The organism is Mesorhizobium sp. M1322 (assembly GCF_040318085.1).
Classification (GTDB): Bacteria; Pseudomonadota; Alphaproteobacteria; order Rhizobiales; family Rhizobiaceae; genus Mesorhizobium.
The window spans coordinates 1-13,393 of record NZ_JAMYLP010000118.1 but is presented as its reverse complement, the minus strand read 5'-3'; the positions used below and the strand labels follow the sequence as shown (position 1 = coordinate 13,393).

17 protein-coding genes, 3 tRNA genes and 1 pseudogene are annotated in these 13,393 nt (G+C 60.3%); 14 read left to right on the top strand and 7 right to left on the bottom strand.

All coding sequences use genetic code 11. The features are described 5' to 3' along the window. Window positions 1–190: 190 nt before the first annotated feature. The 4 genes from NKH12_RS27465 (at window position 191) to NKH12_RS27450 (ending at window position 1,314) form a co-directional block, all read left to right on the top strand. A complete protein-coding gene (locus NKH12_RS27465; protein ID WP_352956022.1) occupies window positions 191–454 on the top strand; it encodes a hypothetical protein in 264 nt (87 codons plus the stop codon). A 130-nt stretch (window positions 455–584) separates the two neighbouring features. After that, window positions 585–863 (top strand): hypothetical protein, encoded by a 279-nt coding sequence (locus NKH12_RS27460; RefSeq protein WP_352956021.1) that lies wholly within the window; start codon window positions 585–587, stop codon window positions 861–863. 29 nt (window positions 864–892) lie between these two features. Further along, window positions 893–1,075: a hypothetical protein gene (locus NKH12_RS27455; protein ID WP_352956020.1), complete on the top strand. Its 183-nt coding sequence runs from the start codon at window positions 893–895 to the stop codon at window positions 1,073–1,075. Further along, on the top strand, window positions 994–1,314 hold the full coding sequence (locus NKH12_RS27450; protein WP_352956023.1) for a GIY-YIG nuclease family protein: 321 nt from the start codon (window positions 994–996) through the stop codon (window positions 1,312–1,314). Before NKH12_RS27455 ends, NKH12_RS27450 begins: the two co-directional genes overlap by 82 nt. A gap of 123 nt (window positions 1,315–1,437) precedes the next feature. Here the strand turns inward: NKH12_RS27450 and NKH12_RS27445 are convergent, their stop codons facing one another. Beyond that, window positions 1,438–2,043, bottom strand: a complete 606-nt coding sequence (locus tag NKH12_RS27445) for a cupin domain-containing protein (RefSeq protein ID WP_352956019.1) — start codon at window positions 2,041–2,043, stop codon at window positions 1,438–1,440. A gap of 644 nt (window positions 2,044–2,687) precedes the next feature. Then, entirely contained in the window at window positions 2,688–2,933 is a 246-nt protein-coding gene (locus NKH12_RS27440) for a hypothetical protein (RefSeq protein WP_352956018.1), read from the bottom strand. Window positions 2,934–3,393: 460 nt separating this feature from the next. Between NKH12_RS27440 and NKH12_RS27435 the strand changes: the two genes are divergently transcribed. Next, complete coding sequence (locus NKH12_RS27435; protein ID WP_352956017.1) at window positions 3,394–3,633, top strand: hypothetical protein; 240 nt, start codon at window positions 3,394–3,396, stop codon at window positions 3,631–3,633. Between the two features lie 267 nt (window positions 3,634–3,900). Here NKH12_RS27435 and NKH12_RS27430 read toward each other — a convergent pair. Next, a tRNA-Thr gene (locus NKH12_RS27430) sits at window positions 3,901–3,976 on the bottom strand. Window positions 3,977–4,128: 152 nt separating this feature from the next. On the opposite strand from NKH12_RS27430, the gene NKH12_RS27425 reads away from it, so the two are divergent. Together NKH12_RS27425 and NKH12_RS27420 are read left to right on the top strand one after the other, a co-directional pair. After that, window positions 4,129–4,296: a hypothetical protein gene (locus NKH12_RS27425; protein WP_352956016.1), complete on the top strand. Its 168-nt coding sequence runs from the start codon at window positions 4,129–4,131 to the stop codon at window positions 4,294–4,296. Window positions 4,297–4,458: 162 nt separating this feature from the next. Then, window positions 4,459–4,737: pseudogene (locus tag NKH12_RS27420) on the top strand (hypothetical protein); the annotation flags it as partial. 36 nt (window positions 4,738–4,773) lie between these two features. On the opposite strand, the gene bhcR reads toward NKH12_RS27420, so the two are convergent. Further along, window positions 4,774–5,592, bottom strand: coding sequence for an HTH-type transcriptional regulator BhcR (bhcR, locus tag NKH12_RS27415; protein WP_192358480.1), 819 nt, complete (start codon window positions 5,590–5,592; stop codon window positions 4,774–4,776). 202 nt (window positions 5,593–5,794) lie between these two features. On the opposite strand from bhcR, the gene gcl reads away from it, so the two are divergent. The 3 genes from gcl (at window position 5,795) to NKH12_RS27400 (ending at window position 9,509) form a co-directional block, all read left to right on the top strand. After that, window positions 5,795–7,576, top strand: coding sequence for a glyoxylate carboligase (gene gcl, locus NKH12_RS27410; protein WP_352956015.1), 1,782 nt, complete (start codon window positions 5,795–5,797; stop codon window positions 7,574–7,576). Between the two features lie 13 nt (window positions 7,577–7,589). Continuing rightward, on the top strand, window positions 7,590–8,387 hold the full coding sequence (hyi, locus tag NKH12_RS27405) for a hydroxypyruvate isomerase (RefSeq protein WP_352956014.1): 798 nt from the start codon (window positions 7,590–7,592) through the stop codon (window positions 8,385–8,387). Between the two features lie 234 nt (window positions 8,388–8,621). After that, the gene (locus tag NKH12_RS27400; RefSeq protein ID WP_352956013.1) at window positions 8,622–9,509 is read left to right on the top strand and encodes a 2-hydroxy-3-oxopropionate reductase; all 888 of its coding nucleotides are present in this window, start codon (window positions 8,622–8,624) and stop codon (window positions 9,507–9,509) included. Between the two features lie 80 nt (window positions 9,510–9,589). On the opposite strand, the gene NKH12_RS27395 is transcribed toward NKH12_RS27400, so the two are convergent. Then, entirely contained in the window at window positions 9,590–10,441 is an 852-nt protein-coding gene (locus tag NKH12_RS27395; RefSeq protein WP_352956012.1) for a TrmH family RNA methyltransferase, read from the bottom strand. 199 nt (window positions 10,442–10,640) lie between these two features. Between NKH12_RS27395 and NKH12_RS27390 the strand changes: the two genes are divergently transcribed. From NKH12_RS27390 to NKH12_RS27375, 3 genes are all read left to right on the top strand, one after another. Further along, window positions 10,641–10,725, top strand: a tRNA-Tyr gene (locus NKH12_RS27390). 72 nt (window positions 10,726–10,797) lie between these two features. Then, window positions 10,798–10,871 (top strand) — tRNA-Gly (locus NKH12_RS27385). 398 nt (window positions 10,872–11,269) lie between these two features. Further along, window positions 11,270–11,527, top strand: coding sequence for a GlsB/YeaQ/YmgE family stress response membrane protein (locus NKH12_RS27375; protein ID WP_065008269.1), 258 nt, complete (start codon window positions 11,270–11,272; stop codon window positions 11,525–11,527). Between the two features lie 77 nt (window positions 11,528–11,604). On the opposite strand, the gene NKH12_RS27370 is transcribed toward NKH12_RS27375, so the two are convergent. Continuing rightward, on the bottom strand, window positions 11,605–12,054 hold the full coding sequence (locus NKH12_RS27370; protein WP_352956011.1) for a GFA family protein: 450 nt from the start codon (window positions 12,052–12,054) through the stop codon (window positions 11,605–11,607). 47 nt (window positions 12,055–12,101) lie between these two features. Further along, window positions 12,102–12,989: a DMT family transporter gene (locus NKH12_RS27365; RefSeq protein ID WP_352956010.1), complete on the bottom strand. Its 888-nt coding sequence runs from the start codon at window positions 12,987–12,989 to the stop codon at window positions 12,102–12,104. Window positions 12,990–13,298: 309 nt separating this feature from the next. Here NKH12_RS27365 and NKH12_RS27360 point away from each other — a divergent pair. Beyond that, window positions 13,299–13,393 (top strand): GTP-binding protein (locus tag NKH12_RS27360; RefSeq protein WP_032936484.1); only part of this gene is annotated, 95 nt, incomplete at its 3' end.

Sequence of the window (13,393 nt, the reverse complement as noted above, 5' to 3'; positions counted from 1 at the left end):
CCGAAGCCTGGGTCTTCATCGCCCACATCCGCCTGCTCACGCGTCGCCTCGCAAGACCTTGAAATTGCACCAGTCGTTTTGATTCAGACACTAAGCCGACCAACGGACGTTTTTTCGGGAGACGGCGGGGCGGTGGTCCCGTCAGTCAGTGCTCCGCCACGGGAATTGCCGTCCGGTCGCGATCGGCTTGGTGCGCTCCGATACAGACGGGCCGGCGCTCGGCGAACTGATCTTCAACAACATGAACATGATGTTCATCGAGTTCGTGAAACGCGACGAGGCGAGGATCGCTGAGTTGCGCGCGGCGATACGAAGGCAGAACCGAATTCTGGTGGCGGCGATTGGAAGGAGGCCTCTCACCCAAACCATTGCAGACCCCAGTGCCGTCTCGCGAGGATGCAATGCGCCATGCCGGCAGACGCTGGCGCGTCAAGTCGACGGGGGACGGCGGTAATCCAGCGCTGCGCACATCTGATTGATCGGACCGAAATCTCTACCGAAATTCCACACCAATCGCTGCTTGGCTTCACTCGCCAATATGGTGTGATAAGCATTCGACTAACAGTGACTTGTGAGATGGGCCAGTGAATAAGGAAATCCAGAAGCAGGAAATCATCCGGGCGATCCGTTCCATTGCGGCATCATCCGGCGGCGTTCCTCCGGAGAGAAAAGGTTCTTATCGGAAACCGGGATTGCCAATCACACTTGGAGAAATCGTATTTGGCGAAAGTGGAGTGACGCCCTATCCGAAGCAGGTTTCGCGCCTCTTGAATGGTTCGCCGGGTACGACAACAGCGAAATTCTTCAGCAAGTCAGCGATCTTGCGAAGCGTATCGGAGCATTTCCCAAATCTGGCGACCTAGCTTTCGAAGGCTCCAACAACCTGGATTTCGTGAGCATTACAGCGATCAAAAGTCGATGGCGCATTGGCGAACTTGCGGCGGAGTTGAGGAGCTTCGCGGCGGGTCGTGAGGACCATCAGGTCGTTGCCTACTGCGACGATTTTCTCGCTATCGCAAAGTCCCATCCGGATGGTGGCGAAGCTGCCGACAAGCCCGCGCTCGGCTATGTCTAATCAAGTACGGTAAGGACTTCAAGGTAGGTCGTACGTCATCCATTGCACGCCGATCGCGGCAAGTACAAATAGAACTACCCGACGAAACCATTCTTATCCATGCCATTCTGACCGATGATCCAGTCGGCGTTGAGGCGTACTGGCATCGTCGCTTCGCTGAGAAGCGGGGAAACGGCGAGTGGTTCAAGTTGTTGTCTGCTGACCTTGCGGCCTTCAAGAGATGGACAAAGATCGCCTAACTATTTTCCTGCAGCAGCTTCACGGCCGCGACACCGGAGGTCGTGAGGGGCCAAGAAGCGCCGGCTCCACCCAAGGACTTGCAAACTGTGAAAGCGAGTGTTGCCCAATTTGCGACATCGAAATCACGCACCCAAAAGGCCTGCCAGCGCGAGGATTTGGGCGGCCGGGGTGATATGTGCGTGCGGTTTGCAGTAGCTGGGATCGATCGCCCGATAGCCAAGCAGGTTGGCAAGCGGCACCAGAAGCCCCAACGCCACCCGCTGGATCGCCGGTGACGGCCGAGTGAAGACGATCACGTCGGCAAATTCCCTGGCGATGACTGCCGCTTGAAGCGGCGAAGGTCGGCCCTTTTTATCCACCTTGCCGGCATTGGCCAAGCCGAAGAGCATGCCGATCAGTAGCTCGAAACGGTTCGAGTCAATGTGATCCGCACCTTGCGCCCGGTCGACTTCGACCAGGACTTGCGCTTCTTTGGTCTTGCTGCTGTTCCACCAATCATGTGCGACGCCTGGCTCGACCGTGGCGGACTGGCCGGGCCCCAGAGAAAAGGTCTTGCCGGCGATGCGGGCGTCGAGCCGGCCGCTGAAGACGGTAAAACGTTCAATCATATTCGGGTGGAAGTGCTCGCCTACCACCGCGGCCCCCGGCCGAGCGGTTAAATAAACGATGCCAGGCCCTTCGCCACGGTCTTCGGTGCCGCGCAGGATCACTGTATATTCGCCGGTCACCTTGTTCTCGTAGACATCTCCACAGCGTGACATGGATCAGCTCGCAGTTTCAGAACACCGCACATCACAGGGAAAAAGATCCCAGTGCCGCAGCTTTCGCGAAATCTATTTAAAGCATGTGCTCCAAAAAGCGTAAGGCGCCAGCGTGCCAAGCAATCCCGAGAGAGATAGTTGCCTTCCCGGGGGCACGATCGCCAATTTTACCGAGCATGTCTGGGGGGGCCGCGCGCGCGGAAACGGCACGACCGTCAATGGCGCTTTCCGGAATTCCGCGATTGCTAGTTCCTCAATCAGGGAGTCGAGTGCCTCGCTGACGCGCTGGCTCGTTTCGTCCATGCCGCAGAGCCGGTTTTGGGCACACTCCAAGAGCTCGCGCGCAGCGGCGAAGTCGCTTCGCATGACATCACCCATTTGGTTTTAACCCGCCCTGACATTGTCGACACGCCAAATTGAGCGATTGCTAATATACACAAGAGCATTTTAATCGAATGACATTAAAATGGCCGGCGAGCAGGCGATGCCGGCCGATCCGCATCGCCCTATTAAATCCGTTGGTTCGATTCCAGAATTTTTCTGATGCCCCGGGGCACGCCCCGGAGGACATGAGGAAGGGCATGGGCGCTTTGCGTTGCAGAACGCGGGGATTAGCCTCGATACGATCTTGGGCGGCCGAGAAATTCTCTCGCGGCGGCGATTTGGCGTCGATGCTCGCGCAGGAAGGTCAGGCTGAAACAGATCGAAAAGGCCAGTCCTGAAAGGACTATAGTTGCTTGCGACGTCGGATCGGGATCGGGAGTCATTAGGAAGCGGAAACCGAACACCAACGCGAGGGCAACAAGGCTGCCATACATGCCACCAATAAAGGGGGCGATCGTGCGTTTCTGCTCCAACAGAGACTCCTATGGTTTCCACTAGGGAATATAAGCGTTGGGACTGATATGCTACGGTCCCAACCTGTGGAAATCGGGGATGAGCAGATATTCTCACAAGAGGCGCTTGCTGGTGCCCCGGACCGCGATAAGGCCCAAATCCAACTTGAGCGTTCCACCAGAATTTGACCAGAAATCAAATCGGTTAGAAAGGGCCTCTTCCTCTGAAGCGGTTAACCCCGTGTACCGCTTTGTACCCGAGCGGTGGACCTACTGTTAACCTCGTTTGGCCGCTTTCAGGTGCCGGCGATTTTGATCGGTTCGCGAAACGGGCTCGCAAGTCTCTTCCAGAGCAATGAGTTCCGCCGCGACCGGCCAAGGCCCGCCGCGCCAGACCCAATTTGGCGTGATTTCGCGCGTTGGTTGCATCCCGGCCCCAGACAGGCTACTATTACCTCTTGCGTCCCGGGGGGGGAGGTGGATGAGAATCGCCCATAGGGTCGGTCCAGTTCTAGATCAGGCGATTGCCGCAGTCCTCAACAGGGCCGGCCATGGGGACACCGTTTCGGTCAAAGCAGCATTGAACCAAGTTCGGCAGGCTGCACCTGGTTTGGTCGCATCCAACGACGATCTGACCGAAGCTATCCTCGAAGTAACTGCTGCCCTGGGCCTGTTCGTGGCTTTCGATGAGCGCGAGCAGTATCCATTCAATCCAGCTTAGTTATCCGACGAGTTGCGTTCAAGCTGAAGGTGACCGTTATGGCAACCCGAGATTTCGATTGTGGCTTCCGAGAGTTGATCAGTTCGGAAGGCAATCGCCGGAAGTTATATTGGCTTCCTCCGCTTCTATTTTGACAGCGTCGGGTAAGACGAAATCCTTTTTGCCATCCAGCACCATCGCCACAACAGCCTGCTTCGGCTTAATTGTGGTTTCTCCGAATTGGCACTGGCAGCGTTCCGACCATGAACCAAATACGATGCGTGGTTCTGGTGCCCCCGGACGGAATCGAACCGCCGACCTTCGGTTTACAAAACCGCTGCTCTACCAGCTGAGCTACAAGGGCACGGCGCTCCGGTTAGCATATTTGTTGCGCCAGTAAAGACAAAACTCTGTTTTGCCCGTGAGCGCGCCGGAGCTTCCGGCGCGGGCATCCTGAAAACGGCCAATTCGCCTCTTATATTGATCAGGGTGCAATCGCATAGGCGAGGGTGTCGCATGATCAGACTTGTTGTCATTGCCTTGGTCGTCGTCGTGGCCTGGATTCTCCTGGTGAAGCTCATCAAGGATCTGAAGAGCGTCAACGTCGACTGGACCGGCGTCACCACCATCATCGGCTTCATCGCGCTCGCATTCTGGCTGCGCCATATCACCGGCATGGGCTGAGGCTTTCCCCCGGCGGACTGTCGACCGGCGCTCCTCGCGGTCGTGATGCGCGCCTGACTGCAAACCCTGTTCAAACCGGCCGCTTTTGCGCCCTCGAAAAAATCAAAAAAACCGTCGAACCTTTTTCCTTGCTGCAACGACTGATCGTCAAGAGGCGGATGGATCGCCTCTCACACAACGCAGCAAGGAGATCGTCATGTTCAAGCGAACCATCATTTCCGGCCTCATCGCCACCACTGTCGCCGCCGCCATGCTGGCCGGCACCGTTCAGCCTTCGGCCGCCCATCACAGGCACATCACAATAAGCACCTTGGCATCGGCATCGCCGCCGGCGTCGGCGGCTTCCTGCTCGGCACCGCGCTCGCCCAGCCGCGCACCGTCTATATCGAGGAAAATGGCGGCTCATGGCACGTCCGGCGCTGCCTCAACCGCTATCAGAGCTACGATCCGTACTCGGACACCTATGTCGTCAGGCCCTTAGGGTGTCCTGCCGCCGATCATCTTCGTCACCGCCGCTGCCGCATCGTGCACCAGCGGGCCGATCTCAGCCAGCCGCTCCGGCGTCACTCGCACCGTCGGTCCCGAAACCGAAACGCCGCCGATCGGCTCGCCGAACTCGTTGAAAATGGCGGCGGCCACGCAGCGCATGCCGGGGTGCCGCTCCTCGTCGTCGACCGACCAGCCGCGCAGTTTGATCGTCACCAGGTCGCGGGCCAGCGCCGAGATGTCGGACAGCGTCTTTTCGGTGAAGCGCTCCAGCCCGGCCCGGCGCAGGATGGCGCCGACCCGCTCCGGCTCGAGATGCGCCAGCACCGCCTTGCCGATGCCCGACGCATGGAAAGAACTGCGCGTGCCCGGCCGAAAGAAGGCGCGGATCGCCTGATGCGTCTCGACCTGGCTGACGAAGACGACGCAATCGTCCTCGGCGACGCCGAGATTGGCGGTCTCGCCGGTCTTCTCCATCAGTTCCTGCATGACGGTGCGGGCGCGGTCGACCAGCTTGCGGCGGCGCAGGAACGCCGCGCCCATGCGATAAGTCTCGACGCCGATCGACCAAAGCTGGTCGGTGCTGTCGAACTCGACCATGCCGTGGTTTTCCAGCGTCGTCAGCATGCGGTAGGCGGTGGAGGCGGGGAGGCCGCTCTGCGCGGCGATCTCGCTCAGCGACAGACCGCTGCCGTCGGCCACGATGGCCAGGATGCGCAGCGCCCGGTCGAGTGACTGTACCGAAGCGGCGTCGGACGGACCGTGGAAGGCACGCGGCCGCCCGCGCTGGCGTTTTTCAGTGGTTTCCATGGCGGCATTCTTGCCGATTTCGCCATATGCGCAATAAAAAAGTTTTTCACTATTTGTCGTGTCAATTTCATGGAAAATGGAAGATCCAATAAAATCAAATGGTAGATGCCGTTTCTTGGAAATGAAAAAATATTCTGAAAAAATTGAAAAATAGTCGGTGCACTGGCATTCTCGGTCATCAACACATTCCGTGGAGGCTGACATGGCCAGAATGCGCGCAGTCGATGCAGCGGTTCTCGTTTTGGAAAAAGAAGGCATTTCCTGTGCCTTCGGCGTGCCGGGCGCTGCCATCAACCCGTTCTATTCGGCGCTGAAAGCGAGGGGCACCATCCGCCACATCCTCGCGCGCCATGTCGAGGCGGCGTCGCACATGGCCGAAGGTTATACCCGCGCCAAAGCAGGCAATATCGGCCTGTGCATCGGCACTTCGGGCCCGGCCGGCACCGACATGATCACCGGGCTCTATTCGGCCGCGGCCGATTCCATCCCGATCCTCTGCATCACCGGCCAGGCGCCGCGGGCGCGACTCAACAAGGAGGATTTCCAGGCGGTCGACATCGCCGCCATCGCCGCGCCCGTGGCCAAATGGGCGGTCACCGTCATGGAACCTTATCTCGTGCCGATGGCGCTGCAGAAGGCGTTCCACCTGATGCGTTCATCGCGGCCGGGGCCGGTTCTCGTCGACCTGCCGGTCGATGTGCAACTGGCCGAGATCGAGTTCGACATCGACGCCTATGAGCCGCTGGTGCCGTTCAAGCCGGCAATGTCACGCAGCCAGGCCGAGAAAGCGTTGGCGATGCTCAACGCGGCCGAAAGACCGCTGATCGTCGCCGGCGGCGGCATCATCAACGCCGATGCTTCGGACCTGCTGATCGAGTTCGCGGAAGTCGCCGGCGTACCCGTGATCCCGACGCTGATGGGCTGGGGCGCGATTCCCGACGACCACCGGCTGATGGCCGGCATGTGCGGGCTGCAGACATCGCATCGCTACGGCAATGCGACGATGCTCGAGGCCGATTTCGTCTTCGGCATCGGCAACCGTTGGGCCAACCGCCACACCGGTTCGGTCGATGTCTACACCAGGGGGAAAAAATTCATCCATGTCGACATCGAGCCGACCCAAATCGGCCGTGTCTTCGCGCCGGACCTCGGTGTCGTGTCGGATGCCGGTGCGGCGCTCAAAATGCTGCTCGACGTCGCCACCGAGTGGAAGACGGCGGGAAAATTGCGCGACTGGTCGGGCTGGGCAAGGGAATGCCAGGGCCGCAAGAAGACGATGAAGCGCAAGACGCATTTCGACCAGGTGCCGCTGAAACCGCAGCGCGTCTACGAGGAGATGAACAAGGCATTTGGCCGCGACACCACCTATGTCACCACGATCGGACTTTCGCAGATCGCCGGCGCGCAGTTCCTGCATGTCTATAAGCCGCGCAACTGGATCAATTGCGGCCAGGCCGGCCCGCTCGGCTGGACGCTGCCGGCAGCACTTGGCGTTCGCGCCGCCGATCCGCACCGCAATATAGTGGCGCTGTCCGGCGACTATGATTTCCAGTTCATGATCGAGGAACTGGCGGTCGGCGCGCAGCACAGATTGCCCTATATCCATGTCGTCGTGAACAATGCCTATCTCGGCCTGATCCGTCAGGCGCAGCGCGGCTTTTCGATGGATTTCGAGGTCAGCCTCGCCTTCGAGAACATCAACCGGAAGGACGACCCGGAGGCTGGCTACGGCGTCGACCATGTCGCCGTCGCCGAGGCGATGGGCTGCAAGGCGGTCCGGGTGCGCAGGCCGGAGGAATTCGCCGGCGCCTTCAAGCAGGCGCAGCGCCTGATGAAGGAGCACCAGGTTCCCGTCGTGCTCGAATTCATCCTCGAGCGCGTCACCAATGTTTCGATGGGCACCGAGATCGACAAGATCACCGAATTCGAGGAGCTTGCCGAACACCATGAAGACGCCCCGACCGCGATCGTGATGCTCGACTGAACGGAGAAAAAGAATGCCGCGTTTCTCAGCCAATCTCTCGATGCTCTTTGGCGAGCATGATTTCCTCGACCGCTTCGATGCCGCCGCCCGCGCTGGCTTTAGGGGTGTCGAATATATCGGGCCTTATGACCATGCGCCGGAGGTAATTGCGGCGAGGTTGAAGAAGAACGGCCTGACGCAGGTGCTGTTCAACCTGCCAGCCGGCGACTGGGGCAAGGGCGAGCGCGGCATCGCCGTGTTGCCGGATCGCGTTCCCGAGTTCCGGCAAGGCGTCGCCAAGGCGATCACCTATGCGCATGCGCTGGGCTGCGAACAGGTCAACTGCCTCGCCGGCATTGCGCCGCAGGGCGTCGACCGGAGTGTGCTGGAAGACGTCTTCGCCGAAAACCTGGCTTTCGCGGCGGAGAAGCTGGAGCAGGCCGGCATCAGGCTGTTGATCGAGCCGATCAACACGCTCGATATTCCCGGCTTCTTGCTGAACTATTCGGATCAGGCTCTGGCGCTCATCGACCGCGTCGGCTCGAAGAACCTGTTCCTGCAATACGACATTTATCACATGCAGATCATGGAGGGGGATCTCGCCCGCACCATCGAGGCAAACCTCGGCCGCATCGCGCATATCCAGCTTGCGGACAATCCCGGCCGCCATGAGCCGGGGACGGGCGAGATCAATTTTCCTTTTCTGTACAGCCACATCGACCGCATCGGTTATTCGGGCTGGGTCGGGGCGGAATACAAGCCGAAGGCCGGGACGGAAGCCGGGCTGGGCTGGTTCCAGAACTTGGCCGGGCAGGGCAGCGCGGCGGCTTAGGGGTCAACGATTATTGACGTCGCGTTCCGTCGCGCCCCCTCTGGCCTGCCGGCCATCTCCCCACGGGTGGGGAGATCGGCAGTTCCGGCGCCGGCTTGTATTTTTTCAACCTCGAAAATTGGCGAAAGCGGCGGTGACATCCAATCTCCCTCCTTGTGGGGGAGATGGCCGGCAGGCCAGAGGGGGGCGCGAAGGAACGCGGCCTTAACAAGGAAAATACCAGGGAGATAATCAATGGACACCATCGGCTTCATTGGCCTCGGCATCATGGGCGCGCCGATGGCGGGGCATCTGCTCGATGCGGGCTACGCCGTGGTCGCCAGCGACCATCGCTCGAAACCGCCGGCCGATCTCGTCGCCAAGGGTCTGAAGACCGTCACCGGCCATCACGCCGTGGCACATGCCGCCGACATCACCATCACCATGGTTCCCGATACGCCTGAGGTGGCCGATGTGCTGTTCGGCGACAACGGTGTCGCGTCCGGCCTGACCGCGGGCAAGCTGGTCATCGACATGAGCTCGATCTCGCCGATCGAGACCAAGGCTTTTGCCAAGAAGATTAACGACCTCGGCTGCGACTATCTCGACGCGCCGGTATCGGGCGGCGAGGTTGGCGCCAAGGCGGCGTCGCTGACCATTATGGTCGGCGGCGAGGAAAAGGCTTTCGAGCGCGCCAGGCCGGTGTTCGAAAAGATGGGCAAGAACATCACGCTGGTTGGCCCCAACGGCGTCGGCCAGACCACCAAGGTCGCCAACCAGATCGTCGTCGCGCTGACCATTGAAGCGGTCGCCGAAGCCCTTGTTTTCGCATCGAAAGCCGGCGCCGATCCAGGCAAGGTGCGTCAGGCGCTGATGGGCGGGCTGGCGGCCTCGCGCATCCTCGAAGTGCATGGCGAGCGCATGATCAAGCGCAGCTTCGCGCCGGGCTTTCGCATCGAACTGCACCAGAAGGATCTTAACCTGGCGCTGGAAGGGGCAAAAGCGCTTGGCGTTTCGCTGCCCAACACATCGACGACGCAACAATTGTTCAACTCCTGCGCGGCCAATGGCGGCGCCAAGGAGGATCACTCGGCGCTGGTCAGGGCGCTGGAGCGAATGGCGGGGCACGGGTTAGGGCAGTAGGGCAGTAGGGCAGTAGGGGAGGTCAAAATTCACGGCATCCGACAAACTGCACTTCCCTACTCCCTTACTGCCCTATTCCCCTACCGCCCTAAAAATTTCCTCGCCGCATAAAGGCTCACCGCCGCAGCATTCGACACGTTGAGCGAGCGGATCGCGCCGGGCATGTCGAGCCGGGCGAGCGTCGTCACCGTTTCGCGGGTCTTCTGGCGCAGGCCCTTGCCTTCGGCGCCTAGCACCAATGCGATCTTTTCTCCCGAAAAACTCTTTTCGAGTTCCGCCGGCCCGTCCGAATCGAGACCGATGGTCTGGAAACCGGCATCGTGCAACTGGCCGAGCGCGTCGGCGAGGTTTTTCACCTCGATCTGATCAATATGCTCCAGCCCGCCGGAGGCCGATTTCGCCAGCACGCCGGATTCATGCGGGCTGTGGCGCGCCGTGGTGATCAGCGCGCCGGCGCCGAAGGCGACCGCCGAGCGCAGGATCGCGCCGACATTGTGTGGATCGGTGACCTGGTCGAGCACCAGCACCAGCGTTGTGTCGCCGAGCGCGTCGAGGCGCTTCGGCTTCAGCGGTTCGGCTTCGATCAGCACGCCCTGATGTACGGCATCGGAGCCGGTGACCTTGTCGATGTCTTTCGGCTCGACCATCTCTGTCTCAAAGGGCAGGGCGGCGAGGTCGGCAATCGCCAGCCGCTCGGCGGCGTTGCGCGTCACCAGCATCTTCTTGATCCGCCGGCGCGGATTGTCGAGTGCTGCTCGCACCGTATGCAGACCGTAAAGCCGCACCAGACCATCCGCAGCTGTCTCTCCCGGTGGCACCGGCTGGCGCGGCCTGAACGCCGGCGCGCCGCCGCTCTTCTCGTCGCGATGCGCTCGGCGCAGCTTGGCGTAGTGGGTGTCTTTCGGGGTTCTGGGCTTGTTATCGTTGCTCATGGCCGGTTCTATAGCCGTGTCGTCCGCCTATGGATACAGCCGGATACCCTGCTCGGCGGGCCGTCAAGAAATTCAGTGCGTTTTGCCGGGACGTTGCGGTTGACAGTTTTGGACGCTGCCGCCATAAGGCGCTTCGCGAAGGGCTGCTCACGCGGTCGCGACGCGTCGATGCCTCGTTGCATGGCTCCGGCGGCAGACTGGAGAGGTGCCCGAGTGGTTAAAGGGGACGGACTGTAAATCCGTTGGCTATGCCTACGTTGGTTCAAATCCAACCCTCTCCACCACTGCCGGCCCGGAAGCCCTGAAACGCAAAAGCATCGGACCGAAAAGTGCATAGCGGTTTTCGGGCGAGAGGCGCGGGTATAGCTCAGTGGTAGAGCAGCAGCCTTCCAAGCTGAATATGCGGGTTCGATTCCCGCTACCCGCTCCAGATTTCACACCCAAGATCAAAGTGCCAGAAAATCAAGGTGCTAGAGCATTGCGCACCAGTGGACGCGCAGGGCTCCAACTCACTGCTGTTGAACGCGGAAGCGACCTGATGCTGTTGCGGCAGTCGTTCGGCGCAACTGATCGACGACGCCCGGCAAAGCCGCGGATAGTTGCTTGAGCAAGTCCTGCTCGTTCAGCCCTGTCCTTTGCGCGAACTCGCGAATGACCTGTGGGGCCCAGCGCATTGCCCGGATCGTTGGCCTGCCGTCCCATCCCCACAATGATGCATCCGGGCCGAATTTCAAGTTGGTTGAGCTTGCTGTAATCATGAAATGTCAAGTTGGCTTGAGCTTTGCCTAATAATGTGGAAGTAATCGGATGCGGGGAATGGAGAGGAAAATGTCAATATTAAGCTGGATCATCCTTGGCGCCATAGCCGGCTTTATAGGCAGCAAGATCGTCAACAAGAGCGGGCAGGGCCTTGTTCTTGATATCGTACTCGGGATCGTCGGCGCTGTTGTCGGCGGCCTGATCTTCAGCGCCTTCGGCGCGTCAGGCGTTACCGGCCTCAACATCTATAGCCTGATCGTTGCCGTGCTGGGATCGGTGGTCGTTCTGTGGGCCTATCACCAGTTCACCGGGAACCGGGCTCTTTAGAAATTAGAAGCCAGGCAGAGCTGTCGCTTCGGCAGCCTGACTGACGTATTTTAACCGGCATCCACATCGCCAGGTTCTTATTCAGCACCTCCGGCGACATGCTCGTCATATTGGGGCAGGTCGTCGGTGATCGCGAACCACTTCGCCTTGGAGCCGACAAAGATGTGCTGCGCCGCACGGATCGTCGGCTCGTCGACGAGGGTTCCCATGGCGACGTGCACGAAAGCACCGTCGCGGACGACCGAATAGAGCAATGAGCCGCAGGTCTTGCAGCGAGTGTCATGGCCGGCCTCCTCGCCAAAGATCAGGAGGTTGTCCTCGCCCTTGGTCAGGCTCAGTCTCTCACGCTCGATGCCGGCAAACGGTTTGAAGGCTGAACCGGTGGTGCGCCGGCAGTTCGAGCAGTGGCAGTTGGCGGCGTAGATGAACTCGTCGGCCACCGCGTATTGCACGGCGCCGCACAGGCATTTTCCGGCAAGCATGCGGTTGCCGGCATTCTGGCTGCTTACATTCTTTTGGTTTGCCATGAGTTTCTCCACTCAGCTGACCGTCGTCCCGTGGGCGGTATCCAGCTCTAGGCCACCACGGTCAGACGGCGCCTGCGCTCGTCGAGCGACACGATGGTCAGCCCGCTGGCCACCACCAGCAGGATGCCGCTGATCGCCAGCGCGTTCGGCAATTGCTGGAACACCACCAGGCCGGAAATGACCGCCCAGACGGTGAAGCAGTAATAGAACGGCGCCACCACGCCGGTCGGCCCGACGCGATAGGCCATGAAGATGAAGAAATGGCCGAAGATCAGGAACAATCCGGCCCCGGCCAACAGCAGCAAATGATGCGTCTCGGGCATCACCCAACGCTCCGACAGCAGATGCGCGACGCCTGAGCCGACCAGCACCACCACCACCGCGGAAATCGCAACGATCATTCCAGGCACGTGGGAGGCGACCCGCCGTCCGGCGAGATCGCGCGCGGCGGCGAATGCCGCGTTGCCGAGCGCCAGCACGGCGTAGACCGAGATTCCCTGCATGGTCGGCTGCGCCACCATCACCGCACCGATGAAGCCGAGCCCGATCAGCGCCATGCGCAGGCCGCCGATCCGTTCGCCGAACAGGACAGAGGAGCCAATCAGCATGAGCAGGGGAGTGATCTGCCCCAGGGCGGTCGAATCGGCTATCTGCATGTTGGCGAGGGCCACCACGTAGCAAAGGATTGCCGCCAGCTCGAGCAGGTTTCTTTGTAACACTCTCCTGTCGAGGATCAGCGGGATCTGCTTGGCGTAGCCCAACGAAAGCAGCAACGGGATGCCCCACAGCGTTGCCGCCGTCCCGCGCAGAAACAGCACTTCATAGGGCAGCAGCCCGACCGTCGCAAGCTTCATCATCGTGTCGTTGGCGACATAGGACCCGGTCGAGAGGATCATGAACAGCGGGCCGCGAATGGCGATCGGAATGAAATGCATCCGATCAGGAAATCAGACCGGCGCCACACCGGCAATAGGCCAGATCCGGTTGTAAATCCGGCAAGGCGGACAGGCGGAAGCGGCGATTTCCAATCCGCCGAATGCCGGTAACCCGCGGGACCTATCTTCAGCCATTCCATTCCTTCTCGTTCGTTCCTATATCCGCGCCACATCCCCGAAATCGGATCATGGGTTCAGACCCGGGTGAGAAAGCGCCCGGCCACAAGGCACTTGTGTTTTTCGGCCGCAGTCGCTAATCGCCCCGCATTCGACTGAACTGAAGGTCCAGGCCGTCCAAGGAAAGAGACTATGGCAAAAGGTAAATTCGAGCGTACAAAGCCTCATGTGAACATTGGCACGATTGGCCATGTCGATCATGGCAAGACGTCGCTGACGGCGGCGAT